The 22,778-nt window shown below is 69.6% G+C and carries 20 protein-coding genes and 27 tRNA genes; 41 read left to right on the top strand and 6 right to left on the bottom strand.

Annotated elements, in window-relative coordinates; genetic code table 11:
• Window positions 1-41: 41 nt before the first annotated feature.
• The 8 genes from GA0070619_RS17425 (at window position 42) to GA0070619_RS34120 (ending at window position 7,488) form a co-directional block, all read left to right on the top strand.
• Window positions 42-2,738, top strand: coding sequence for a cation-translocating P-type ATPase (locus tag GA0070619_RS17425; protein ID WP_088949037.1), 2,697 nt, complete (start codon window positions 42-44; stop codon window positions 2,736-2,738).
• A 53-nt stretch (window positions 2,739-2,791) separates the two neighbouring features.
• Entirely contained in the window at window positions 2,792-3,124 is a 333-nt protein-coding gene (locus GA0070619_RS17420) for a cupin domain-containing protein (protein ID WP_088949036.1), read from the top strand.
• Window positions 3,121-3,402 (top strand): universal stress protein, encoded by a 282-nt coding sequence (locus GA0070619_RS17415; RefSeq protein WP_088949035.1) that lies wholly within the window; start codon window positions 3,121-3,123, stop codon window positions 3,400-3,402. Before GA0070619_RS17420 ends, GA0070619_RS17415 begins: the two co-directional genes overlap by 4 nt.
• Window positions 3,403-4,141: 739 nt before the next feature.
• Window positions 4,142-4,726: an ATP-binding protein gene (locus GA0070619_RS17410; RefSeq protein WP_088949034.1), complete on the top strand. Its 585-nt coding sequence runs from the start codon at window positions 4,142-4,144 to the stop codon at window positions 4,724-4,726.
• A 264-nt stretch (window positions 4,727-4,990) separates the two neighbouring features.
• The gene (locus tag GA0070619_RS17405; protein WP_088949033.1) at window positions 4,991-5,683 is read left to right on the top strand and encodes a DUF4389 domain-containing protein; all 693 of its coding nucleotides are present in this window, start codon (window positions 4,991-4,993) and stop codon (window positions 5,681-5,683) included.
• 57 nt (window positions 5,684-5,740) lie between these two features.
• A complete protein-coding gene (locus tag GA0070619_RS17400; RefSeq protein WP_088949032.1) occupies window positions 5,741-6,472 on the top strand; it encodes an NAD(P)-dependent oxidoreductase in 732 nt (243 codons plus the stop codon).
• The gene (locus GA0070619_RS17395; protein WP_231927078.1) at window positions 6,469-7,290 is read left to right on the top strand and encodes a DUF4386 domain-containing protein; all 822 of its coding nucleotides are present in this window, start codon (window positions 6,469-6,471) and stop codon (window positions 7,288-7,290) included. Before GA0070619_RS17400 ends, GA0070619_RS17395 begins: the two co-directional genes overlap by 4 nt.
• Before the next feature lie 33 nt (window positions 7,291-7,323).
• Window positions 7,324-7,488 (top strand): hypothetical protein, encoded by a 165-nt coding sequence (locus GA0070619_RS34120; protein WP_088949030.1) that lies wholly within the window; start codon window positions 7,324-7,326, stop codon window positions 7,486-7,488.
• Between the two features lie 247 nt (window positions 7,489-7,735).
• Here GA0070619_RS34120 and GA0070619_RS17385 read toward each other — a convergent pair whose 3' ends face one another.
• The 4 genes from GA0070619_RS17385 to GA0070619_RS17370 all read right to left on the bottom strand — a co-directional run bounded on the left by GA0070619_RS17385 (window position 7,736) and on the right by GA0070619_RS17370 (window position 12,947).
• On the bottom strand, window positions 7,736-10,207 hold the full coding sequence (locus tag GA0070619_RS17385) for an ABC transporter permease (protein WP_088949029.1): 2,472 nt from the start codon (window positions 10,205-10,207) through the stop codon (window positions 7,736-7,738).
• Window positions 10,204-10,965: an ABC transporter ATP-binding protein gene (locus GA0070619_RS17380; protein ID WP_088949028.1), complete on the bottom strand. Its 762-nt coding sequence runs from the start codon at window positions 10,963-10,965 to the stop codon at window positions 10,204-10,206. The genes GA0070619_RS17385 and GA0070619_RS17380 overlap by 4 nt, the downstream gene beginning before the upstream one ends.
• A 111-nt stretch (window positions 10,966-11,076) precedes the next feature.
• Window positions 11,077-11,733, bottom strand: a complete 657-nt coding sequence (locus GA0070619_RS17375) for a response regulator transcription factor (protein WP_088949027.1) — start codon at window positions 11,731-11,733, stop codon at window positions 11,077-11,079.
• Complete coding sequence (locus GA0070619_RS17370) at window positions 11,721-12,947, bottom strand: sensor histidine kinase (RefSeq protein ID WP_088949026.1); 1,227 nt, start codon at window positions 12,945-12,947, stop codon at window positions 11,721-11,723. Before GA0070619_RS17370 ends, GA0070619_RS17375 begins: the two co-directional genes overlap by 13 nt.
• Window positions 12,948-13,115: 168 nt before the next feature.
• Between GA0070619_RS17370 and GA0070619_RS17365 the strand changes: the two genes are divergently transcribed.
• The 32 genes from GA0070619_RS17365 to GA0070619_RS17235 all read left to right on the top strand — a co-directional run bounded on the left by GA0070619_RS17365 (window position 13,116) and on the right by GA0070619_RS17235 (window position 18,876).
• On the top strand, window positions 13,116-13,346 hold the full coding sequence (locus GA0070619_RS17365; RefSeq protein WP_088949025.1) for a hypothetical protein: 231 nt from the start codon (window positions 13,116-13,118) through the stop codon (window positions 13,344-13,346).
• Between the two features lie 29 nt (window positions 13,347-13,375).
• A complete protein-coding gene (locus GA0070619_RS17360; RefSeq protein ID WP_088949024.1) occupies window positions 13,376-14,227 on the top strand; it encodes an ATP-grasp domain-containing protein in 852 nt (283 codons plus the stop codon).
• Window positions 14,228-14,356: 129 nt separating this feature from the next.
• The gene (locus GA0070619_RS17355) at window positions 14,357-15,088 is read left to right on the top strand and encodes a hypothetical protein (protein ID WP_231927077.1); all 732 of its coding nucleotides are present in this window, start codon (window positions 14,357-14,359) and stop codon (window positions 15,086-15,088) included.
• 178 nt (window positions 15,089-15,266) lie between these two features.
• Window positions 15,267-15,398: a hypothetical protein gene (locus GA0070619_RS33845; RefSeq protein WP_255508955.1), complete on the top strand. Its 132-nt coding sequence runs from the start codon at window positions 15,267-15,269 to the stop codon at window positions 15,396-15,398.
• Between the two features lie 72 nt (window positions 15,399-15,470).
• Window positions 15,471-15,543, top strand: a tRNA-Trp gene (locus tag GA0070619_RS17350).
• A 110-nt stretch (window positions 15,544-15,653) separates the two neighbouring features.
• A tRNA-Pro gene (locus GA0070619_RS32440) sits at window positions 15,654-15,729 on the top strand.
• Between the two features lies 1 nt (window position 15,730).
• Window positions 15,731-15,803 (top strand) — tRNA-Ala (locus tag GA0070619_RS17345).
• 120 nt (window positions 15,804-15,923) lie between these two features.
• Window positions 15,924-15,997, top strand: a tRNA-Glu gene (locus tag GA0070619_RS17340).
• 17 nt (window positions 15,998-16,014) lie between these two features.
• Window positions 16,015-16,087 (top strand) — tRNA-Gly (locus GA0070619_RS32435).
• A 7-nt stretch (window positions 16,088-16,094) separates the two neighbouring features.
• Window positions 16,095-16,174 (top strand) — tRNA-Gln (locus tag GA0070619_RS17335).
• A gap of 156 nt (window positions 16,175-16,330) precedes the next feature.
• Window positions 16,331-16,402, top strand: a tRNA-Gln gene (locus GA0070619_RS17330).
• A gap of 81 nt (window positions 16,403-16,483) precedes the next feature.
• A tRNA-Leu gene (locus GA0070619_RS17325) sits at window positions 16,484-16,559 on the top strand.
• 1 nt (window position 16,560) lies between these two features.
• Window positions 16,561-16,635: transfer RNA gene (locus GA0070619_RS17320), tRNA-Met, on the top strand.
• Between the two features lies 1 nt (window position 16,636).
• Window positions 16,637-16,720: transfer RNA gene (locus tag GA0070619_RS17315), tRNA-Leu, on the top strand.
• A 100-nt stretch (window positions 16,721-16,820) separates the two neighbouring features.
• A tRNA-Asp gene (locus GA0070619_RS17310) sits at window positions 16,821-16,896 on the top strand.
• Window position 16,897: 1 nt separating this feature from the next.
• Window positions 16,898-16,987 (top strand) — tRNA-Ser (locus GA0070619_RS17305).
• A 1-nt stretch (window position 16,988) separates the two neighbouring features.
• Window positions 16,989-17,065: transfer RNA gene (locus tag GA0070619_RS17300), tRNA-Ile, on the top strand.
• A 1-nt stretch (window position 17,066) separates the two neighbouring features.
• Window positions 17,067-17,139, top strand: a tRNA-Arg gene (locus GA0070619_RS17295).
• A gap of 65 nt (window positions 17,140-17,204) precedes the next feature.
• Window positions 17,205-17,278 (top strand) — tRNA-Lys (locus GA0070619_RS17290).
• Between the two features lie 4 nt (window positions 17,279-17,282).
• Window positions 17,283-17,356 (top strand) — tRNA-Arg (locus tag GA0070619_RS17285).
• A 9-nt stretch (window positions 17,357-17,365) separates the two neighbouring features.
• Window positions 17,366-17,437: transfer RNA gene (locus tag GA0070619_RS17280), tRNA-Gly, on the top strand.
• 2 nt (window positions 17,438-17,439) lie between these two features.
• Window positions 17,440-17,515 (top strand) — tRNA-Met (locus tag GA0070619_RS17275).
• 2 nt (window positions 17,516-17,517) lie between these two features.
• Window positions 17,518-17,589 (top strand) — tRNA-Val (locus GA0070619_RS17270).
• A gap of 6 nt (window positions 17,590-17,595) precedes the next feature.
• Window positions 17,596-17,669 (top strand) — tRNA-Glu (locus GA0070619_RS17265).
• A 1-nt stretch (window position 17,670) separates the two neighbouring features.
• A tRNA-Asn gene (locus GA0070619_RS17260) sits at window positions 17,671-17,744 on the top strand.
• Between the two features lie 4 nt (window positions 17,745-17,748).
• Window positions 17,749-17,835: transfer RNA gene (locus tag GA0070619_RS32430), tRNA-Ser, on the top strand.
• 5 nt (window positions 17,836-17,840) lie between these two features.
• Window positions 17,841-17,912, top strand: a tRNA-Val gene (locus tag GA0070619_RS17255).
• Between the two features lie 20 nt (window positions 17,913-17,932).
• Window positions 17,933-18,007 (top strand) — tRNA-His (locus tag GA0070619_RS17250).
• A tRNA-Tyr gene (locus GA0070619_RS32425) sits at window positions 18,008-18,091 on the top strand.
• A gap of 5 nt (window positions 18,092-18,096) precedes the next feature.
• Window positions 18,097-18,169 (top strand) — tRNA-Arg (locus GA0070619_RS17245).
• Window positions 18,170-18,178: 9 nt separating this feature from the next.
• Window positions 18,179-18,249, top strand: a tRNA-Cys gene (locus GA0070619_RS17240).
• A gap of 114 nt (window positions 18,250-18,363) precedes the next feature.
• Window positions 18,364-18,876, top strand: coding sequence for an LURP-one-related/scramblase family protein (locus tag GA0070619_RS17235; protein WP_088949023.1), 513 nt, complete (start codon window positions 18,364-18,366; stop codon window positions 18,874-18,876).
• Between the two features lie 24 nt (window positions 18,877-18,900).
• On the opposite strand, the gene GA0070619_RS17230 is transcribed toward GA0070619_RS17235, so the two are convergent.
• Window positions 18,901-20,253 (bottom strand): FAD-dependent oxidoreductase, encoded by a 1,353-nt coding sequence (locus GA0070619_RS17230; protein ID WP_088949022.1) that lies wholly within the window; start codon window positions 20,251-20,253, stop codon window positions 18,901-18,903.
• A 47-nt stretch (window positions 20,254-20,300) separates the two neighbouring features.
• Here GA0070619_RS17230 and pdxR point away from each other — a divergent pair, with 47 nt between their 5' ends.
• Window positions 20,301-21,770 (top strand): MocR-like pyridoxine biosynthesis transcription factor PdxR, encoded by a 1,470-nt coding sequence (gene pdxR / locus GA0070619_RS17225; protein WP_088949021.1) that lies wholly within the window; start codon window positions 20,301-20,303, stop codon window positions 21,768-21,770.
• Here the strand turns inward: pdxR and GA0070619_RS17220 are convergent.
• Entirely contained in the window at window positions 21,745-22,647 is a 903-nt protein-coding gene (locus tag GA0070619_RS17220) for an IS5 family transposase (RefSeq protein ID WP_088949020.1), read from the bottom strand. The two genes, pdxR and GA0070619_RS17220, sit on opposite strands and share 26 nt — an antisense overlap.
• Window positions 22,648-22,778: the final 131 nt, after the last annotated feature.

Below are 22,778 nucleotides of genomic sequence, written 5' to 3'. Positions count from 1 at the left end.
CGCGAAGCTGTCACCACGATCGAAGAAGGCGGCGAACGACAATGACCGTACCGAAGACGCAGGTCGCACCGGATGTGGGCTCGGAGCCCGGGCCGAACCGCGTTCTGCGCCCCACCTCGGCCGAAGCCGGTGGCCTGTCGTCGCGCGACGCCGCCGCGCGGTTGGCACGTGACGGCGGCAACGTGCTGCCGACGCCGCAACCCACACCGCTGTGGCGAAGGATCGCCACGCAGTTGCGCGACCCGCTGGTGCTGGTCCTGCTCGCTGCGGCAGGGTTCACCCTGGCGACTGCCGACTTCACCGACGCGGCCGTCATCCTGTTGGTCATCGCCGTCAACACCACCGTCGGGGTGCTACAGGAAATCAAGGCGGAGCGGGCCATCACCGCACTGTCCGCGCTGACCGCCCCGGCCGCCCGGGTGGTCCGCGACGGCAGGCAACGCGAAGTCCCCGCTGCGGACCTCGTCACGGACGATCTGCTGATCCTGGCTGAAGGCGACGTCGTACCCGCAGACGCCCGCCTCGTGGAGTCGGTCGCGCTGCTCGTCGACGAGGCGGCGCTGACCGGAGAATCCGCGCCCGTCGACAAATTCGTCGCCGCCACCGACGCGGACTCGACACTGGCCGCGTCGGCAGTCGTATCGGCGGGCACGGTCGTCGTCCGGGGCCGCGGTCGCGCCGTCATCACCGCGACCGGCGCGGCCAGCGCGATGGGCCGCATCGCCGCCATGATGGTCACCAGCCCCGGCCTGACGCCCCTGCAGCGTCGCCTGGCCGGAGTGGGCCGCCAGCTCGCTGTCGGCGCGCTGCTGCTCTGCGGGCTGGTCCTGGCCATCGGTCTGGTGCGCGGACAACCGCTGCAGCTGATGATCGTCACCGCGATCAGCCTGGTGGTGGCAGCCGTACCGGAGTCGCTGCCGGCCGTGGTCACCCTCAGCCTGGCGCTCGGCGCACGCCGGATGACCGCCCGTCACGCGGTGATTCGCCGGCTGCCGGCGGTGGAGACCCTCGGATCGGTGACGATCCTGGCCACCGACAAAACCGGCACCCTCACCGAAGGCACCATGGTCGTGCGGCAGTTGTGGACCCCACACGGGGACGCCTCGGTCAGTGGTTTCGGCTTCGCTCCGGATGGGCGGATCCACCGAGGCGGCGAGAACATCGTCGCCGGCCAAGCCGGGGACCAGGCTCCCGACCTCGTGGAGCTGATGCGGGCGGCCGTGCTCTGCAGCGATGCGTCGCTGCGGGCGCCCAGCCCCGACAACGACGACTGGATGGCCGTCGGTGATCCCACGGAGGCGGCGCTACTGACCGCTGGCGGCAAGCTCGGCATTGACGTCGACGAGCTGCACCAGGGGTTACCCCGGCATGGCGAGGCACCGTTCGACAGCGACCGCAAACGGATGAGCACCGCACACCAGTTGGCCGACGGCCGCATACGGATCATCTGCAAGGGGGCCCCGGAGGCGCTGCTGCAGCCGGCGATCGTCACCGATCACCCCAACGTGCTGCGTCGGGCCACCGACCGCGCCGACACCCTCGCCCGAGAGGGTTACCGGGTCCTCGCCGTGGCCCAGGTCGAACGCGACACTATGCCTGGCGACGCCGCAGGTTACGAGCACAGCCTGCGACTCCTGGGCCTCATTGCGATCCTCGACCCGCCGCGCGCGTCTGCCGCAGCCACCATCGCCGCGTGCCGCGACGCCGGCATCACCCCGGTCCTCATCACCGGCGACCACCCCGCCACGGCCACCGCGATCGCCACCGAACTACACATCATCGATGCCGGTGGCACGGTGGTCGACTGTCGTACCACCGATCCCGGCCCGGCAGCCACCCGCGGCGTGCGGGTCTTCGCCCGCGCCACCCCGCAGCAGAAGGTTGTCATCATCGACGCCCTGCGTGCCGCCGGCGAGGTCGTCGCGATGACCGGTGACGGCGTCAACGACGGCCCAGCACTGCATCGCGCCGACATCGGCGTGGCAATGGGCAAGCGCGGCACCGAAGTCGCGCGCCAAGCCGCCGACCTGGTCCTCGCCGACGACGAGCTGGCCACCGTCGTTGCCGCCGCCCGGGAGGGCCGCCGCGTCTATGCCAACATCCGTCGGTTCCTGCTCTACGCCCTGTCCGGCGGCGCCGCCGAGATCGCCGTGATGCTGGTCGGGCCGTTCGTCGGCCTGCCCCTGCCGCTGCTCCCGGCCCAGATCCTCTGGATCAACCTGCTCACCCACGGCCTACCCGGCCTGGCAATGGGCAGCGAACCCGCCGACCCCGACGCCATGCGCCAGCCCCCACGCCCACCGGCTGAAACCGTTCTCGGCGCCGGACTGTGGCAACGCGTCCTGCGCATCGCGGCGGTCATCGCCGCCGTCACGATTGGCGTCGGCGTGTGGGCACACACCACCGAGCGGCCATGGCAGACCTTGACGTTCCTCGCTCTGGGCCTCACCCAACTCGCCGTGGCCCTGGGATCACGCGCCCGCCCCGGCACAGCGGCCAACCCCATGCTGTTCGCTGCCGTCGGCGCCGCTCTGCTGCTGCAACTCGCCGCCATCTACGCTCCGCCGCTGCGTCAGCTGCTCGGCACCGAACCGGTCACCGTAACCGACCTGCTGATCGTGACGGCCGTGTCCGCCCTGGGCTACGCCGCCATCCGCCTCGACCGCCGCATCCACTCGACCCCGCCAACACCAGCGGAGGTTGGTAGGCCCATTTCGGAATCCCCGGCGTCGACCTGAGCTGGCTGGGCGGTTCACGAGAACCCGTACGACGAGACTGACAGGATTTTGTCATGCAGAAATTCTCCCTGACCGCACTGGCCCGTCAGCAGCTCAAGCTCGCGCACAGCGCCTCCAGCGGCCGTAGCAGCTCCACCGTTCATGGCGGCCACGAGCACCAACTCCGCCAGACGGTGATCGCGCTGACCGCCGGCCAGATGCTCAGCGAACACGAGAACCCCGGCGAGGCCACGGTCCACGTACTGCACGGCCGGGTCCGGCTCGGCGCTGGCGAAATGTCCTGGGACGGCGTACCTGGCGACCTGCTGATCGTGCCGGATCGCCGGCACACGCTGGAAGCGCTCGAAGACGCCGCGGTGCTGCTCACCGTCGCCAAGCACTCATGACCGGCCCACCCATTCTTGTCGGAGTCGACGGGTCTGACTGCAGCCTCGTCGCGGTTGACCTCGCCGTTCGTGAAGCCGCGCTACGGGGACGTCCGGTACGCATCGTGTACTGCGACCCCATGGGCCGATCACCCCGCCTGGGCGCACAACGACCCGGCAAGCGAACTGGCTGGCGGCCTTTTGTCCGACCCGCAGCAGGCGATCCCGGCCGCGACGACATAGCACGCCGCCAGGTCATCGAAAGCCCCCTGACCGCCGGCGCGTTTGCGGCGGTGTAGAAGCACCATCTTCATGCCGCTGACCGGCCTCCTGGCCGCGCACCTCGGCTGGCGCGGCGCGGTCCTCGTCCTCGCCGTCATCTGCCGTCCCCCGATTGTTGTCGCGGCAGACCGGCTACGAGGCGACCACCACTCGTCCTGTAGGGCCTGGGGCGACGCATACGCCGCCGTGCCGTGTCGCACCAGCTCTGCTGGCCTGCGATCAGGCGGGCTGCGATGCCGGCCGCAGCTCCTTTGGTGGCTAAGTGACGAACCGCGGTCTCCTGACCCGTGCCTCTGACAAATGCTGGGTTTACGTGGGTGACTCGCAAAACACCAACACGCCTGACGGTCATACCTCCCGGGGGTATCTTGATGGCGAGGAGGCGATGAGGATGTCGCACGAGGACGAGCACCATCGGATGCAGACCCCGGGTGAGGCGGTGGACCGACACAGCGGCCACGGTGATCACCGGAGCCGCCGAGGTGACCCGGGCGGACAGCCTGTACAGCCTGGCACCCACGACAGCCATGCTGGGCACGGCGGGCAAGCTGCGGTGTGGTTCAGCCCTTCATACCTGGACTGTGACGTCTCGTTCGGTGGGAGCGTGCTCGGCAGCGTACGGTGAAGCCTCCTCGGATGCACGGCTGCTGCTGCTATGCCGACGCTCGGCGGCTTCGTGACCGTGGCTGCAATCCGTCCTCGACGTTTCTCCTTGCTCGCCGATCGCCCATCAACAGCGAGCCGAAAGCCGTCATCGTGGCCGACCTGCACAGCGCCTCCGAGAACCATGTCGATCGCACCGCCCGAGTGATCAAGGGCTTCCTCAGCAGTGAGCGGCCACCCGCCGACAAGGCACTGGTCGAGACATGGACGCCGATCGCGTTCGTCGAACTACGCGCGCTGCGAGCCTCCGTGCGTCACGCCCTCGCCGGCCGGCTGATGTCGACCGGCGCGGGGAGTGAAGAGGTCGCGCGACGCCTGGCGATCGTGGCGACCGAGCTTGCCGCCAACGCGATGGCGCACACCGGACCTCCCACGACGGTGCGGCTCTTCCGGACCGCCACGACGTACATCGTCGAAGTGGCGGACAACAATCCGTGGCTCGCCCCCCAGGTCGCCGGGGAACGGTTCGCCAGAGCCGGTGGGCTCGGTCTGCACATGGCCCGCAAATTGTCGCTGCGCATGGGCTGGTACACCGACGCTGGAATCAAATACGTGTGGGCGGAGGTCGCAATCGCGGCGGCGGGGTCACGGCACCGTCCTGCTGCGGCTGGGTCCGAAGTAGCGCGGCGGCCGTTCAGCCGCTCCTGGCGCCGTCCTCGGCGATCGACCGAGATGTGAACAACCCGCGCCGGGAGACGCGCGGCTGCGTCGATTGCGCGTAGGGTCGCCCATGGATCGGTTCGCCGGGTCACCGGCGAGTCAGCGCCCACCGGGCGTGCTGCCCGGAACGTCGGCAGTCCCACAGGGACCCCTTTACGTTCGAGGGCCGAGTGTTGGCAGACGATCCGGTCATCCGATCGTCATCGACGTCACCAGCCGGGTGACGGGCCTGCGCCGCGCCCCTACCAGGCGACGCCAGTCGCCGGTGGAAGGCGAACCGTCATGACCGCACCGTTGAGCTATCCGGTACGCGTGAACGCGCGAATGGATCCACACCTGTCACGGTGGCTGTGGCTCGTGAAGTGGGTCCTGATCATCCCGCACTACCTCGCCCTCGTCTTCCTCTGGATCGCGTTCGTCGCGCTGTCGGTCGTCGCGTTCTTCGCGATCCTGCTCACCGGCCGATATCCCCGGCCGATCTTCGACTTCAACCTCGGCGTCCTGCGGTGGACCTGGCGTGCTAACTACTACGCCTACAGCGCCCTGGGCACCGATCGCTATCCGCCGTTCACCCTGGCCGAGGTGCCTGACTACCCGGCCCAACTGCACGTCCCCTACCCCGAGCATCTCTCCCGTGGTCTGGTCCTGGTCAAGTGGTGGCTGCTCGCCATCCCGCACTACCTGATCGTCGGCTTCTTCGTCGGCGGCGGCACCTGGCTCGCCACCCGCTCCGACGCCCAGAACTTCAGCTGGGCCAGCATCGGGCTGATCGGACTCCTGGTCCTGATCGCCGCGATCATCCTGGCGGTCACCGGCCGCTATCCCGACGGCCTCTTCAACCTGATCCTCGGCCTGAACCGGTGGGTGCTGCGGGTCGCCGCGTACACGTCGTTGATGACGGACGCCTACCCGCCATTCCGGCTGGACACCGGCGGTACGGATCCGGCTGAGCCGGTAATCGTGGCTGCGCGGTGAGACCGGTCCGGTACGCCCGGCGACAGCCGGCCGCCTCTAAACGCCAGGAGTAAAGACATGGATCCACTCGCACGACCTGACCCTGTCCGCCTGAAGGTCTGCATCGTCGGCGCGTCCGGGAAACTCGGGCAGTACATGGTGAAACATGCACTGGATCGCGGCTACCAGGTGGTAGGCGTGTGCCGAGAAGAGAGCGTAGGCAAGCTCGACGCGTTCAAAGGACGCATGACGGTCATGGCTGGAGCGACCGACGATCGCGATGCCATCGCACGTGCGGTCGCCGGATGCGACGGGGTGCTGACCGTCCTGGTTCCGCGCGGTGTGTACGGCTACTCGTCGGGCACCGCCCAGGCAGTCCTCGACCACGCACGGCCCGGGGCGCGTCTCGTCTTCTCCTGCGGGTGGCACATCAGCCGCGACGGCCACGACGTGTACTCCTTGAAACTCAAGGCGCTCGTCAAGATCGCCGGCCCCCTCGCGAAACTTGCTCGCTTCGCCGACCTCGGTGATCAGGTCGAAGCCTGCCGGCGCATCTTCGCCAGCAACACCCGATGGACGGTGGTCCGCGGCAGCGACCTGCAGGAGGGCGACAGCCAAGGGCTGCCGGTGTGGAGCCGACACGTAGGCGACCCGATCCTGGCGAGCAACCTCACGCGCCGGGTGGACTTCGCCCTTTTCATGGTGGACGCCCTGACAAACGATCAACTGGTTCAGGAAGCACCGGCGATCGTCGGCTGCCGCACGCCGTCGGCGCTCGCCCATCCCGCCACGGGTGCGGGCGCACGATGAGCGTGAGACGCGACATGGCGCGGTCTCTGCCGACCGACGCACTTCGCCGGGTCACCGGAAGTCTGTTCCTGCTGGGCTCGGTCACGTTCGCGGTCGCGGCCACCGTGCTGTCCTCGACGTTCGACTGGCCCGACATCCTGCGAGAACCAGCCGGTGTGGTGTTGCCGGCGTTCGCCGCCGGGGGTACCGGCCTGGTGTGGACGTGGTTTGCCACCGCGTGGACCTACGCGATCCTCGCCGTACCCGTCCTGCTACTCCCCGCCGCGCTCGGCCGCAGCGACGACGCCGCGCTGCGGATCGCCACCTACGTCGGTGCCAGTTCGGTAGTGCTGTCACTGATCGGCTTCCTGTGCTGGGTCTTCGTCGTTCCTGCCCTGACCCAGTCCTACGTCACGGGCGACGCCACCACCCGGGCCGCGGCCGGTGCCGCGTGGACCGCGCAACACCAGTTCGGTGGAGCACTTCTCGGTGAACACCTCGGCCAGCTGATGGCGGTGGGCTGGTCGGTGACGGTCGGCATCATCATCGTGCGAACCCGGGTACTGCCTCGGTGGCTGGGGCTGGTCGGCCTCGCCGTCAGCCTGCTCTACCTGCTGAACCAGGGCGACATTCTCGCCACCACGATTCCCGGCTTCCCGGTCTGGGACCTCGCCGGCCTGCTCGGAAGCACCATGTGGGGACTGTGGGTCGCGGCCCTCGGTGTGATGCTGCTTCTCCGCCGCACCCGTCGCGACTTTGCGCCAGTCCGAAGTCGAGCCGAAACTGGCGCCGGCAACCTTGACATGATCCGGCCAGCTGCCGGCACCGGTGCCCGATGATCGCGAGAGCGGGAGCACGAAACCGCTTGGTCCGTGGGCTACCAGTCCCGCACCTTCATCGAGTCAGTCCGCATCTTCGAGGCGTTGGTGGGCAACAGGCCTGTGGTCGTGCCCAAGTCCCGCGCGGACCCATGGCTGGCCTGGTCCGATCGCCCGGTAGAAGAACGGATCGGCGAGGGCCGGCCCACCCTCGGATGAACGTACTGACATGCCGGCTGATAGGGCGCAGCGTCCGTGAGGGCGGCTGGTGATGGCCGGGGCGGTGGGAGCAGGTCGCGCGCGCCTGGGGCTAACGGTCCCTGGCCGAGCGTCGACGTCAGCCATTGCCGCCGCCACGACTTTGCCCCGGCCCTGGGTCCACCCGTAGCTGGGACACCAGGGCGACCGTGCCGCCTCAGCGATGTACGCGGAGACGGCACGGTCGTCCATGTTCGAGCCGCGACGTCTACTCCTTCACGCCGATGTTGTCGATCGGAGGAGCGCTGAGCAGCCGGCGGACGGGCCACACAGTGGTTGCCAACGCCAGCAGTGTGGTGCCGCCGAGCACCGCCACCCAACCGAGCGGCGGGACGTACGGGATCGGGCTGCCGGTCAGTCCGTTGACGATCGCGCTCAGGGTCAGCGCCGCGATCGTCGCGCCGATCAGCACCGCGCTGCCGAGGAGCCCGGCCTGTTCGGCCTGGACCATCCGTCGAATCTGACGGCGGGTGACCCCGACCAGTTGCAGCAACGCCAACTCGCGACGGCGGGCCAGCGCGGCCATCACCATCGTGGTGGCCGCCGCCAGCGCCGCGTAGCCCACCATCACGCCGATCAGCAGCCGGTTCAGCCAGGCACCGAGCGCCAGGTCGGTGCTGATCAGGCGCGTACGGGTGGCGGCGTCGAGAACCTCGGTGCCTGGTCGCCCAGCTGACCAGGTGGCCAATGCGGTGTCGGCCTCGGGGCCGGCGCTGACCAGGATCTCGTCGTTGGTATTCCCGGCCGTGTGCCCGGCGACCGTCTCTGCGGCCAGCGTGACGTCGCCGAATCCGAGGCCACGGTCGTAGACCGCGATGACGTCCAACGTGACAGGGGTGCCGTCGCCCAGCCAGAGTTTCGCCTGATCGCCGACGTCCCAGCCGGACGAGGACGCCTGCGTCGCGGACAGGGCGACAGTGCCCGCGCGCAGGTCGGCCAGGTTGCCCTCGCGCACGGCGAGGTCCATCGTCGCCGTGATGCCAGCCGGGTCGACCGACTGCGCGCTGACCGGCTCGATTCCGTCGAGCGCCCGCACCACCACCTGCGTACGGTGCACACCGGTGGCCGCCTGCACCCCGGCCAACTCGCGGATCTCCCGCGCCGCGTCCGCCGGCAGCCCACCCGGAGCGACAAGCACCCGCTCGGCGAGGGTGCCCGCGCTGCTCTGCGTGGTGGTCTGCCGTTCCAGGTTGGTCTGCAGGAAGCAGACCGAGCCGCCGAACCCCACGGACAGCACGAGGGCGGTCAGGACGGTCGCCATGCCCTGCGCGTTGGCCCGCAGATTGGCCGCAGCCAGATAGCCGCTGACCCGCCACATCCGCGGCAACAACGGTGTGAGCAGGCGTGCCGCGTACGCGTTGATCCTCGGTGCGAGCAGCGCCACCGCGATGACGAACAGGTACAGCATGCCGACCGCGCCGGCCAGTGCCCCGGTCGACCCGGCGGCACCGAGCGTGAACGCCCCGGAGGTGCCGGCCGCCGCCAGCGTCAGCACGCCGGCGACCAGCCGCACCCGGCCGCTACGACGAGGCTCGACAGCGATCTCGCCGAGCGCCTCGATCGGCTTGATCCCGGTCACCCGGCGTGCGGCAACCAAAGCGGCGAGCACCGCCACGAGGACCGCCGTACCGATCGCGGCCGGCACCGCGAACAGGCCGCCGACCATCGGGAAGCTTTCCGGCACGAACCCCCGCCCGACCAGCTCGCCGTGCACCCAGCGGGCCGCCAGCAGGCCGGCCGGGCCGCCGATCGCAGAGCCGATCAGGGCGAGCAGCGCGGCCTCGGCGATCAGCATGCGGCGCACCTGCCCCGGCGTGGCCGCGACCGCGCGCAGTAACGCCAGGTCACGTCGACGGTGCCGGACGGACAGCCCGATGGTGCCGGCCACCACGAAGACGATCAGCAGGACGACGTACCCCCCGAAAGCCGATCCGGCGCTGACCAGCAACGTCTGGGCGGCCTGGTTCTCCGACTGCTCGACGTTCCCACGGTCTTTCCCGCCGTACGTCGTGGCGCCGGCCGCCGATGCGATCTCGCGTACGGCGCCGACGTCGGCGCCGGGCACCATCCGCACGCCGATCGCATCCACCCGGCCCGGGTGGGCGGACAACCGGGCGGCCTGCGCGTCGGTGAAGAACACCGCCGCCGAACCGGTCCCGGCGGTTCCGCTCACCCGGTACGACCGGCCGACCCCACCGACGACCAGGTCGATGCGGTCGCCCGGCGCCATGCCGAGACGGGTGTCGACCAGCACTTCGTCGTCGGCCCGTGGCGCGGCGCCCGCGGCGATGGGACGACCGGTGAAGGCGTACGTGTCCCAGCCGTGTCCCGTTGCAGCGGGCGAGCCGATCGGCACCCCTTCGTCGCCGGTGACGGCCGCGACGCCCGGCACCTGGCGGATCCGGTCGACCAGCGCAGCGTCCACCGTGCCGCCCTCGGGCAGCATGACGGTGCTCGTGGTGGTCTCGCCGTCGAACTCCCTGAACGTGTGACTGACCGTGCGGTTGGCGACGACCACGTCGGCCGCGGCCCAGAGCCGTGGCTCCGGGCGGAAACGCAACCCGGACTCGACGAGGGTGCCCATCGCTACCAGGATCAGCACGCCGACGATCAGGGCCAGCAGGGTCGCGGCGGCGGGGCCGGCCCGGTGCCGCAGCAGGCGGGCGGCGAGCCCGATCATCGGAGGACCCGCCGATCCAGCGATGCCAGGTGCTCGGCGATACGGGCGGCTCCGAGCTGCGGAAGGTCGGCGACGATCGCACCGTCGGCCAACACGAGCACGCGGTCCGCGTACGACGCGGCGATCGGATCGTGGGTCACCATCACCACCGTCAGCCCGTGTTCGTCCACGACCGCGCGAAGCAGCGTCAGCACCTCCGCCGCGGTCCGCGAGTCGAGGGCGCCGGTGGGCTCGTCACAGAAGATCACCTCGGGGCGGGTGGCCAGCGCCCGGGCGATCGCCACCCGCTGCTGCTGGCCCCCGGAGAGCGCGGCCGGCCGGTGGTGCAGTCGGTCGGCGAGGCCGACCCGCTCGACCACCTGGGTCAGCCAGGCCCGGTCCGGACGGACGCCGGCCAGGCGCAGGGGCAGCACGATGTTCTCCTCGACGGTGAGCGCGCCGATGAGGTTGAATGCCTGGAAGACAAACCCGATCCGGGTACGACGCAGCTCGGTCAGGCGGGTCTCGGACAGCCCTGACAGCTCGGTGCCGCCGATGACCACCCGACCGGAGGTGGGCCGGTCGAGCCCGGCCGCGGTCTGCAGCAGCGTGCTCTTGCCGGAGCCCGAGGGCCCCATCACCGCGGTGAAGGTGCCCCTGTGGAAGCCGACATCGATGCCCGCAAGCGCAGTCACCTGGTTACGGCCGGCGCCGTACACGCGGGTGAGTTGTTCGACGCGTACCGCCGGTTCGATTGTCTGTCCCGGATAGTCCGGCATTCTGGTGGCCTCTTTCCGTGTCATCGGCAAGAACTGCGCGCACCAGAAACGCTATTGACGTGCGAGAACGGCGACCATCCCGCGGGCTGCCAGGTCCGGGTACAGCAGGCGCTACCGCCGACCGCCGTCCAGGTAGCGCAACACCGCGGTGACCCGGCGGTCGGCCTGGTCGTCCGGTGGAAGCTGAAGCTTCGAGAAGATGCTGCGGATGTGCTTGTGCACCGCGCCGTCGGTGACGAACAGCCGCTCGGCGATCGCGCTGTTGCCGAGCCCTTCGGCCATCAGCCCCAGCACCTCACGCTCACGCGGCGACAGCTCGCTCAGCGCCGTGTCCGTCCGGCGGTTGCGGGCGAGCAACTGCGCCACCACCTCCGGATCGATCACGCTGCCGCCGTCCGCGACACGGTGCAGCGCGGCGAGGAACTCCTCGACCCGACCCACCCGCTCCTTCAACAGATAACCGAGCCCGGCTGCGCCGACCGAGAACAGGTCGGTGGCGAACGCCTGCTCCACGTACGCCGACAGGACCAGCACCGCGAGGCCGGGGCGGCGCCGCCGGGCTTCCACCGCGGCCACGATGCCCTCGTCGGTGTGGGTCGGCGGCATCCGTACGTCCACGATCGCGACGTCCGGCGCGTGTTCGTCGACGGCGACCAGGAACTCGCCCGGAGTGCCGGCCGTGGCGACCACGTCCAGATCCTCCGCCCGCAGCAGCAGAGCCAACCCCTCACGCAGCAGCGGGTCGTCCTCGGCGATCACGATCCGCATGGCAGCTCCACGTCCATTCTCGTCGGCCCTCCCGGTGGGCTCGTCAGCGTCATCCGGCCGTCGTACGCCTCGACCCGCCGGCGGATACCGGTGAGCCCTGAGCCACGTGTCTCGTCCGCGTCGCCGTGCCCGTCGTCCTCAATGCACACCAGCAGCCGACCGCGCTCGCGGCGCACGGCCACGTCCACCCGGCTCGCACCGCTGTGCCGGACGACGTTGGTCAGCGCCTCGGCCACCACGAAGTACGCGGTGGCCTCGACCGAGGCCGCGCACCGCACAGCCACGTCCACCTCAAGTCGGCAGGGCACCACGCAGCTGCCGGCCAGGCCCGCCAGCGCGCCGGCGAGACCCCGGTCGTCCAGCACGGGCGGCAGGATCCCGCGCACCACCGTACGCAGCTCACCGAGTGCCTGTTCCGCGGCGTCCTGCGCCTGCCCGAGGATCTCGTCGGCGCGGTCCGGATTGCGGCGCACGGCCCGCCGCGCGGCACCCAGCAACACGTTGACCGCGACCAACCGGTTCTGGGTGCCGTCGTGCAGCGACCGCTCGATCCGGCGCAGTTCGACCGCGTGGGCGTCGAGCGCCGCAGCGCGGGTGGCGGTCAGCTCGGCTACCCGCAGCGACAGGTCGACACCCGGCGGCGGAGGCAGCAGCAACCGGCCCGGCCACGCCTGGAGACGGGCCAGGACCGGGCTGAACCAGATCGCGGCGGCCAGCGAGCCGACCCCGAGCAACCCGACCGCGAGTGCCTCGGACAATCCGTCGATGCGCCACCAGACGATCCCCGGCGCGCCGGCGTCGGCAGGGATCAGCTGGTACCACAGGGGGAACGTGACGTACTGCACGGCAGAGAGGGGCAGCGCGAGGCCGACAAGCCCGGTCGGCAGGCCGATGAGCGAGGAAAGCCCGACCCAGCCCAGCTCCCGGCGTACGAAGGGATCGCGCGCCGCCGTCCGCAACCCGGCCGGCACCGGCCCCGGCGTGGGGATCGGCTCGCCCCAGCGGGACAGCCGGGCCCGCTCGCGGTCGCTCACCCAGCGCACCGCCCGCAACGCACCGGGCGCCGCCAGCAGCCCCACCCCGACCAGGCAGGTCACCGCCACGATCGCCGCCCAGAGCAGCGCGCCCAGCGCCAGCGCGGCGGTGCCCAGCCCTCCGACCAGGTGCTCCAGAGCGTCGACCGAGGCGCGAACCCGGCCTCGCACGTACGCCATCGACCCACCTCCCCCGCCAACATAGGCCACCACGGGCCGCGCCCGGCAACGCTCGGCGCGGAAGGTACAGCCTGCTGTACCACTGTCGTCGAGCTGGCGGGATCGTCCCCGCCACACCCCGCGCCTAGCGTTGACGGCATCGAGGAACGTTCGCTCAAGGAGGCAGTCATGACCGATCCGTACCGCATCACCGACGCCCCGGTCGCCGCACCAAAGAAGCCGGGCGGCCTGCTACGCCCGCTGCTGTGGCTGGTGCTCTTCATCAGCGCTGCGGCCAACGTGGTGCTGTCGACCGCGGCGGACAACCCGTGGATCAGCTCGGCGTTCGGCCTGGTGGCGGTGCTCTGCGCGGTCACGCTGCTCGTCCACCACCGCCGTAACCGCACGCGAGAGTCGTAGGGACATGGACGCTTGGGCATGATGCAGGCGTGATCTTGTTGGTTCCCGCGGACCCGCTTCGGCCGCGCCACCCGGATGAGCACTTCGCCGCGGAGGCGCGGGCTGCACGTGCTGCCGGGATGGATGTGGCGGTGGTCGACCACGACGTGTTGGCACGGGGCGGAGATGTGCGCCGCGCGGTCGCCTCGGTCTCGCGCAGCGGTCCGGCTGTGTACCGCGGCTGGATGCTACGTAGCGAGCAGTACGCCGTGTTCGCTGAGACGCTCGCTGAGCGTGGTGTGGTGTTGCGGACCGGTGCTGAGCAGTACCAGCGGGCGCATGAGCTGCCTGGCTGGTATGCAGCTCTGGCTCCCGTGACTCCGCCATCGGTGTGGACCACGGGCTCCGAGCGGGCGGACTTCGACCGCGCGCGTGCCGAGCTTGGCGCGGGACCAGCGGTGCTGCGTGACTACAGCAAGTCGATGAAGCACTACTGGGACGCGGCCGCGTTCATCCCCGACCTTGAGGACGGCGCGGCCGCGTGGGGCGTGGCGTCGCGGTTTCTGGAACTGCGTGACGACGACTTCGTGGGCGGGCTCGTGCTGCGGCGCTTCGAGCGGTTCGCCTCGACCGAGGTGCGCACGTGGTGGATCGACGGCGCGTGCGTTCTGATCGGAGCGCATCCCGACAGCCCGAACGATTCGGCGCCAGTCGAGGTCGACCTGACCCCGGTCGCACCGTTGATCGGTGGGCTCGGCCTGCCTTTCGTCACCGTGGACCTCGCTCTGCGTGCGGACAGCGTGTGGCGGGTCATCGAACTCGGCGACGGGCAGGTCAGCGACCGGCCAACCACCATCGAACCTCAAACGATGATCGAGGTCCTGCTTGCCCAGGCCCGCTGATCGGCAACACTGTCCGCCGGTGGGCCGACGTCGAAGCCTGCGACGCTCGGCAAGCGAACTGGCAGCGCATCGACGACTCCGAGCTCGACTCCGTCGAGCGGATTGCGGTTCTCGCCGTCTACTCCGCCCATGCTCGGCCTGGCCGCTCAGGAGAACACTTTGCACTGCATGAAATGCGGCGCCAGTCTCGAACATCCCGGCCAAGGCCACACGTGCCGGTCCTCGACACCGCCGCCCGCGCCTCGGACAGCAGGTTGGGACGTCGCGACCTGGTTCGTCGTCGGGTTCGCCATCCTCTTTGCGCTAGCCGCGATCGTCGCGGCCGTCCTCGGCAGCATCCCGAGCGCCCGGGCCCGGCCGCTGCCCCCGTCCGGCACCGGCGCAGCGGTCGGTTTCGTCCTGGCCAACCTGACCCTGTTCGTCGCCATCATCGGCCTGGCTGTCAGCGGGCTGATCTGGGGACGCGGCACGCGCCAGCTCGCCGAGGCGCACGGCTCATCCGGCCGCTCGTACAGCCGCCACTGGGGCACGCGCGTCTTCCCCGCCTGCGTCGTCTGCAGTGCGGCAATCGCCTGGCTGGCCACCGACCGAACCGCCCCTGCCATCCTGTTCGGCCAAGCGGCACTGCGCGCCCTCGGAGCCGCCGCACTGATCGGGGGCGTGCTGCACAGCCGGACGCGGGTCCTGCGGCTGATCGCCCACGTCAACAGAGTCGTCGCCGGACACTACTCGCCGGTCGCCAGGCAGGACCCGGCGTGGCCGCTGTCGCCCACTCCGACCAGCGACGACTGGAACGCCGGCCAATGGGACCCGGATGTGCTGCGCGACATCGAAGCTCGCCGTCGCCGCGACAGAACCTGACCTTGAGGTGCGGCCGGTCTCCAGCATGCCGACCACTATGGCAGGGCAACATCGAAGCGGGGATCGTCTGAGCCCGCCAGGCTTCGAAGCCGGTCCGTCGGAATATCCATTGCCATCCGATCGGCACAACGCTTACCTTGAATGAGCAAGGCCGTCCCGACCAACCAAGGAGTTCCCCGTGTTGCAGCACGCCTACACCGAAACCACGCGGCTCATGCCGCGCGGCGGTGACGTGCTGCCCTCGATTGCGCGAGCCCACGATCTGTGCGCGAGTGAGCAGAACTGGAAGCCGGGGTGGCGGCGCGAATAGCGCCAGCGCAAGCTGCGAAGCCGCCCACCCCGACAGGGACAGGGCGGCTTTCTCGTTACTGAACAACTTCATAGGGGCGTAGCTCAACTGGTAGAGCACCGGTCTCCAAAACCGAAGGTCGCAGGTTCGAGTCCTGCCGCCCCTGCTTTTCGTCCCGGCTGCGGCCGGCGGCGTTGCAGATTCTCAACTTCACAGTGGATGGCATAAGCAAAACCCCGGCCGGCGCCTGCGCGGGGCCGGCCGGGGGCATTACCTCCGGGACGAGGGAGACGGCTGACCCGCTCGCTTTGGGAGCGAGAGACACGGGGTTCGACACCCCGGTCCCGGACCATGGGGTTGTAGCTCAGCTGGGAGAGCGCCGGTTCGGCAGACCGGAGGTCGAGGGTTCGAATCCCTTCTTCTCCACGCATCCATGCCCTCCTGGCGTAACTGGTGGCGCACGGAAGTGAAGTCCCCCGAGGGCTCCGGGGGAGGGCATGTTGGCGGCGATCGTGGGCTCGCGACCGCGATTCCCGCCGGCTCCATGGGCCGTTGGAGCAAGCTGGCAGCTCACCTGGTTCTCAGCCAGGAGGTTACGGGTTCGAGCCCCGTACGGCCTACGCAAGTGAAATGCCATGCGGTCGTGGTGAACTTGGCGGACACGTCGGTCTTCCAAACCGAAGAAGCGGGGTCGGTGCCCGCCGACCGCTCCGCCATTCCGGGGTGCTCTGCTGGCAAGGGCGACGGGACTTTGGATCTCGGTACAAACGCAGGTTCGATTCCTGCTCCCGGAGCCATACTTGACCAGGGGGGAAAGTCGCCGCCGGAGTTGCAAATCCGGAACTCGACTGCCCCCAGTGGATGATGCCGCAACCTGCGGAAGCCTGCCCCGGTAGCCCAACTGGTGCAGCGCTGATCACCGGCCGGCGAGTCCGCGGCTCGCCGGCCACCATTCCCGGGTCGTCTATTCGGTAAGACACCGCACTCTGGATGCGGGGAGCTGGGTTCGAATCCTGGCCTGGGAGCGACGGCAGGGCGCGTAAGCGGGTCGGCACAGGGTGCACCCATCGGCGCCGGCGAACCGGAAGGGACCCTGCCGCGAACATGCCCTCGTAGCCCAATGGAAGAGGCGCGGTCGTGAGGCGGCCGTAGTTGCACGTTCGACTCGTGTCGAGGGCACCATGCCGACGTAGCTCAACGGCAGAGCATCCGGCTCATGACCGGAAGGCCCCCGGATCGACACCGGGCGTCGGCACCACGCGCTCGTGGTGGAACTCAGGTAGACACGCACGGCTCAGGTCCGTGTGCCGAAAGGCATGGGGGTTCGACTCCCCCCGAGCGCACGCAAGGCCGAATGCGGAGCGGAACCGCCGCCCTGGTGCACCCAGGAAGGATCGGTTCGACTCCGCCTGATTCCACTCACCGGCTGCTGGCCGGTCCCATGCTGGCGTAGCTCAGCGGCTTGAGCACCTCGTTGTCAGCGAGGCGGTCGCGGGTTCGAGTCCCGCCGTCAGCGCCATGGAGAGGTCGCCTAGTCCGGCCGATGGCACCGCGTTGCTAACGCGGAGCGGGTGACACCGCCGAGGGTTCGAATCCCTCCCTCTCCGCCATGTCGTCGTGGCCAAGCTGGTTAAGGCACTGCGCTGATAACGCAGAAATCGTGGGTTCAACTCCCTCCGACGACACCATGCCCCCGTGGCTCAGCGGATAGAGCACCAGATTACGGATCTGGGGGTCGCGCGTTCGAATCGCGCCGGGGGCACGCATCGGGAGGTGGCGCAGTTGGTAGCGCGCCGGTCTGGGTTCGACTCCCTCCCTCACCGCCATGCGCCGCTAGCTGAGTGGCTTAGCACCGGACTCTTAATCCGGGGAGCGGAGTTCGATCCTCCGGCGGCGTACCAACTTGCCCCGCCAGCTCAGCGGGACAGAGCACCGCTCTCCTGAAGCGGGTGTCGCTGGTTCCAGTCCAGCGCGGAGCACAGCACGATGCCGCCGGCGCCTGATGGCCGGGCTCCGGACTTCCGATCCGGACTGCGGGGGTTCGATTCCCTTCGGCGGCACTTGCGGGGTAGAGGAGTTCGGTCGTCCTCGCCGGCCTCATAAGCCGGACATCGCGGGTTCGAATCCCGCCCCCGCTCCCGCACCGGTAGCTCAGCGGGAGAGCGTCGGCTCGACAAGCCGAAGGCCGCTGGTTCGACACCAGCTCGGGGCACACAGACGCGCGTTCGGTTATGGGTAGGCCCCTGGCCTTTCAAGCTGGTGAAGCGGGTTCGAGTCCCGCACGCGCGACCATTCCGACGTCGCCCAATTGGTAGGGCAGCGGACTGTTAATCCGTACCGGTACTGGTTCGAGTCCAGTCGTCGGAGCAATGGAGGGGTCCCGGCGGTCACGGGGACACCGTTGGAAACGGTGCAGGGGGCGGAAGTCTCCTCGTGGGTTCGAATCCCACCCCTTCCGCGCATGCCCGCGTAGCTCAACGGGAGAGCACCTGGTCCACACCCAGGGGGTCGGAGGTTCGACACCTTCCGCGGGCACTGGCCCTCAGGCCGAAGTTGTGGCTGTAGCTCAACGGTGGAGCGCCGGTTTGTGGCACCGGAGGACGAGGGGTCAGCACCCTCCAGTCACCCCAGGGAGTGCGCCACCGATGGCGAGGTGGGCCGGGCTGTAACCCCGGTGCGTTCGCGCTCAGGGAGTTCGAATCTCCCCACTCCCACGCATGCCCGCGTAGCTCAGGGGACAGAGCACCAGCTTCCGGAGCTGGGTGTCGGGGGTTCGATTCCCTCTGCGGGCGCTTCTGCCTGGTCGTGTGCCCGAGTGGTGAGGGAGCGGTCCGCAAAACCGCGTACGCCGGTTCGATCCCGGTCACGGCCTCGACTGCCATCCACTGCGGAGAGCGAGCGGGATGCTGTTCCCGATGGGGGAGCCGAAGGGTCTGCCGCACCCGGCCGGCCGGCACTTCCGGGCGGGGTGGGGGAGAATCGGTTCATGTTTGTCATCAGGGAGCGGTTCTTCTCGATCGGCGACGACTTCGACGTGCTCGACGAGCACGGCACCAAGGTCTTCCACGTCGACGGCAAGGTGCTCAGCGTCCGCAACAAGGTCATCATCGAGGACGCCTCCGGCCATGAGGTCGCCACGCTGCACCGGCACCTGGTGGCCCTGCGTCCCACGTACGAGATCAGGATCGGCGGCGAGAAGGCCGCGGAGGTCCGCAAGAATCTGCTCACGCCGTTCCGCGACAAGTTCACCATCGACGTGCCAGGGCCCGACGACCTGGAGATGAAGGGTGACCTGCTCGACCACGAGTACGTGATCGAACGGGACGGCACCGAGGTGGCCGTGGTTTCCAAGAGGTGGCTGACGATCCGGGACACGTACGCCGTGCAGGTCACTGCCGGCGTCGACCCGCTGCTCATCATCGGCAGCGTCCTCGCGCTCGACCTGGCCATGGACCGCGACAAGAAGAAGAGCGACAAGAAGAAGAGCGACGAGGACTGACCCCCAAGGCAGCAGCCGGCTGCGCTACTGGCTGTGGGGCCGGATGTTGTGGTTGAGGTGGAACACGTTGCGTGGGTCCCAGATCGTCTTGAGTGCGGTGAGCCTGGCGAGCTTGGCGACTGGGTACGCGCGGCGTACGCCGCGTTGCCCCTCGTCGGCGGCGAGCGAGTTGACGTAGACGCCGTCGGCGTACGGGTCGAGCGCGGCTCCGGCACTGCGAGCCGCTGCCATCCAAATGTCGTCTTCGGATGGCTCGGTCCAGCGGGAGCCGGCACCGAACTCGAACATGGTGCCGCGGTGGCTGAACGCGGCGTCGGCATCCGCGATGTCGGCGATGGCACCGCCGTGCGCCTGTAGCCCGACGTTGGCGAGGTGGGCGCCGGTGTGCAGGTCCGACTCGCCGCGCAGCAGGAACGCCTCGATCGCGGCGGTGGGGAACTGCCGCAGGTAGTGCGCACTGGAGTACCGGCGGTAGGCGTGGCCGCCGACGGTGTCGTCGCGTTGCTGAAGTTCCAGGTACGACGGCGTGGTGACCCGCTCCGCGACCGGGCGCCCGAGCGCGCGCATCGCCGGCAGCAACCGGTGACCCTGTGCCGGCTCGCCGACCCACACGAAGCCGACGGTGGCGACAGGGCCCCTGGCCGTGCTGTGGACATCGGCGGTGAAGGTCGCCTGCCGCGGCGCGACGGCGTTGAGGTCCCGCCAGCCTTCGAGCACCGGTACGGCGTCCTCGGCGCGGAAGTCGAACTCGGCGACCAGGGCCTGCGTTCCGATGTGGTGCATTTGGAAGTCGAAGTCGGTGACGATGCCGAAGTTGCCGCCCCCGCCGCGTAGGCCCCAGTAGAGGTCGGGGTTGTCGGTTCGGCTCGCGGTCACCACTTCCCCGTCCGCGGTGACCATCGTGTAGGAGACGACGTTGTCGCAGGCCAACCCGTGTTGGCGGGCGAGCCAGCCCATGCCGCCGCCGAGGGTCAGGCCGCCGACCCCGGTGTGCGAGACGTTACCGGCGGTCGTGGCGAGGCCGTGTGGCTGCGACGCCCGGTCGAGTGCGCCGAGCAGCGCGCCGCCCTGGACCCGGGCGCGTCGTCGGATCGGGTCGACCCGAACGCCGTTCAACGGGGTCAGATCGATCATCAGGCCGTTCGCCGGGACGGCGAGGCCGGCCACGTTGTGCCCGCCGCAGCGTACCCCGATTTCCAGATCGAGTTCGCGGGCGAGGCGCACCGCGGTCACCACGTCGGTGACGCTCGCGGCCTGCACGATCATCCGCGGGCGGCGGTCAATCATGGCGTTCCAGACGGTGCGGGCCGCGTCGTACCCCGGGTTGCCCGGGGTGAGGAGGTGGCCGTCGAAGCGAGGGCTGGTCGTTGTCGTCATACATCCGAGCCTGATGGAAATCGGTACACCCGGTAAGGTCCGATTCCATGGGTCGAACCAGGACCAATTCGAGCACTGCGGAGGACCTGCTCATCGATGTCGACCGGTCTGCGGGCGAACCGCTGCACCGGCAGATCGCCGCCTCGATCCGGGGCAGCATCCGGGCTGGCCGATTGCGTCTCGGGACGTCCCTGCCGCCCACCCGCACCATCGCGGCCGATCTGGGAGTCTCACGCGGCGTCGTGGTCGAGGCCTACCAGCAACTCGTCGCCGAGGGCTACCTCACCAGTCAGGCGGGCGGCTACACCCAGGTCGCCGTCGATCCGGTTCCACCGTCGGCGAGTCGGCGCGGCGGGGATCGGCCGGCGGCCGGGATCGACTTCGGGTACGGCCGCACCGACGTGTCGTCGTTCCCTCGGGCTGCCTGGCTGCGTTCGGTGCGAACCATCCTCACCACCACGCCGAACGAACGCTTCGCCTACCTCGACGGGCGTGGCGTACCCGAACTGCACACAGCCCTGAGCGACTACCTCAACCGTGTCCGCGGCACATCGGCCCGCCCGGAGAATGTCGTGATCTGCAGCGGCTACGGCCAAGGCATCGCGCTGATACTCCAGGTGCTCGCGGCGCGCGGCGCCCGCAGGGTGGCCGTCGAGGACCCATCCGCTGACGACGACGCCCGCCTCGTCGCGGCCTCCGTCGGCCTGGACGTGATCGGCGTCCCGGTCGGGCCAGACGGCATTCTCGTCGAGAAGCTCGAACAGACCGACGCGGACGCCGTCGTGCTGACGCCCTCGCACCAGTGGCCCACCGGCGGCGTCCTGTCGGCCAGCGCGCGGGCCCGGGTGATCGGCTGGGCGCAGCGTCGCGGCGCCGTGGTGATCGAGGACGACTACGACGCGGAGTACCGCTACGACCGCTCACCCGTCGGCGCCATGCAGGGGCTGGCACCTGCCACCGTCGTCTACTGCGGCACGGCGAGCAAGACACTGGCACCAGGGCTGCGCCTCGGGTGGCTGCTTGCGCCGTCACACCTGGTCGACGAAATCACGGCGGCCAAGGTACGGGCCGACCGCGGCTCTCCCGTCATCGACCAACTGACCTTCGCCGACTTCCTCACCCGCGGCGAATTCGACCGGCACCTACGGCGCATGCGCCCGGTCTACCGCCGCCGCCGCGACGCACTCCTGGCCGCGCTGCGCGCACGGCTGCCCGAACTGGAACCGGTCGGTGTCGCGGCGGGCCAACACGTCGTCACCTGGCTCCCGCACGACCTCGACGAGGCCCCGGTCGTCGCTGCCGCCGCCCGGCGCGGACTGGTGGTGCAAGGCGTCTCCCGGTACCGACTGAGCCCCACCGGACCCGGCGGGCTTCTCTTCGGCTACGCCACCCTCACCGAACGCGCCATCGCCGACGGAGTGGAAGCCCTCGCCGACGCGGTCACGGAGGTCCGGGCATCTTCTCAGCTGACGGACATCACTAGCGCGTGTTTCATAAGGCGCGGAGGTACTGGTTGATGGCGGCGATGGTCAGGGTGGCTTCGTAGCGCACGGCCAGTTTGTCGTAGCGGGTGGCCATGGCGCGGTGTTGCTTGAGCTGGTTGATGCCGCACTCCACGGCGTGGCGTCGGCGGTAGGTCTCAGGGCTGAAGGCGGGCGGTCGGCCGCCGCGGGAGCCTTTCGCGAGGCGGTGGGCGTCTTGGTCAGTCTTGCTCGGGATGCAGGCCTTGATTCCTCGTCGGCGTAGGTAGGCGCGGTTGGCCTTGGACGTGTAGGCCCGGTCCGCGAGGACCTGCTGTGGGCGGGTCCGGGGCCGGCCGGGTCCGGATCGGGTGACTCGGATGCGGTCGAGGACCGTGGTGAACTGCGGGCTGTCACCGCGGTGCCCGGCCGTGACGACGGCGGCCAGGACCTTGCGGCCCTGCTCGCAGGCGAGATGAGTCTTGGTGGTCCAGCCGCCCCGCGAACGACCCAGCGCGTGATCAGCGGGCTCGGTATGGATCCCGCCGGGTGGTTCTTTCTGCCGGTCGCCGTCACGACGGGCGCCGGCCGCGTGTTGATGGGCGCGGCTGATCGTGGAGTCGACGCTGACGCTCCAGTCGATGCGCCCGGCCGTATCTGCGGCGGATTGCAGCCCGGCCAGGACACGGGCCCAGGTGCCATCACGCTGCCAGCGGCGGAACCATCGATACAGCGTTTGCCATGGGGCGTAGGTCGCGGGCACGTCACGCCATGGGGCACCGGTGCGTGCCCGCCACCGTATGCCGTCGATGATCTGTCGTTTGGTCCACGTGGACGGTCTTCCCCGTGAGGATTCCGCAGGCAGCAACGGGTGCAGGTGCTGCCACTGGATGTCGCTCAGGTCATGCCGCGCCGCCGCCGCTAGGCTGGCCACGAGGTCTCCGGTATTCAGGTTTGCTTGGTCGCTAACCCACTTACCGGAGACCTCTTCAGTTATCGATCACCGCCACGCCGTGACCTCACCCGGCCAACGCCCACTTACGAAACACGCGCTAACCCGGTTGC

This window comes from Micromonospora zamorensis, assembly GCF_900090275.1.
Taxonomy (GTDB): Bacteria; Actinomycetota; Actinomycetes; order Mycobacteriales; family Micromonosporaceae; genus Micromonospora; species Micromonospora zamorensis.
Note: the sequence above shows the minus strand (reverse complement) of the source record. Positions and strands in the feature narration are given on the sequence as shown.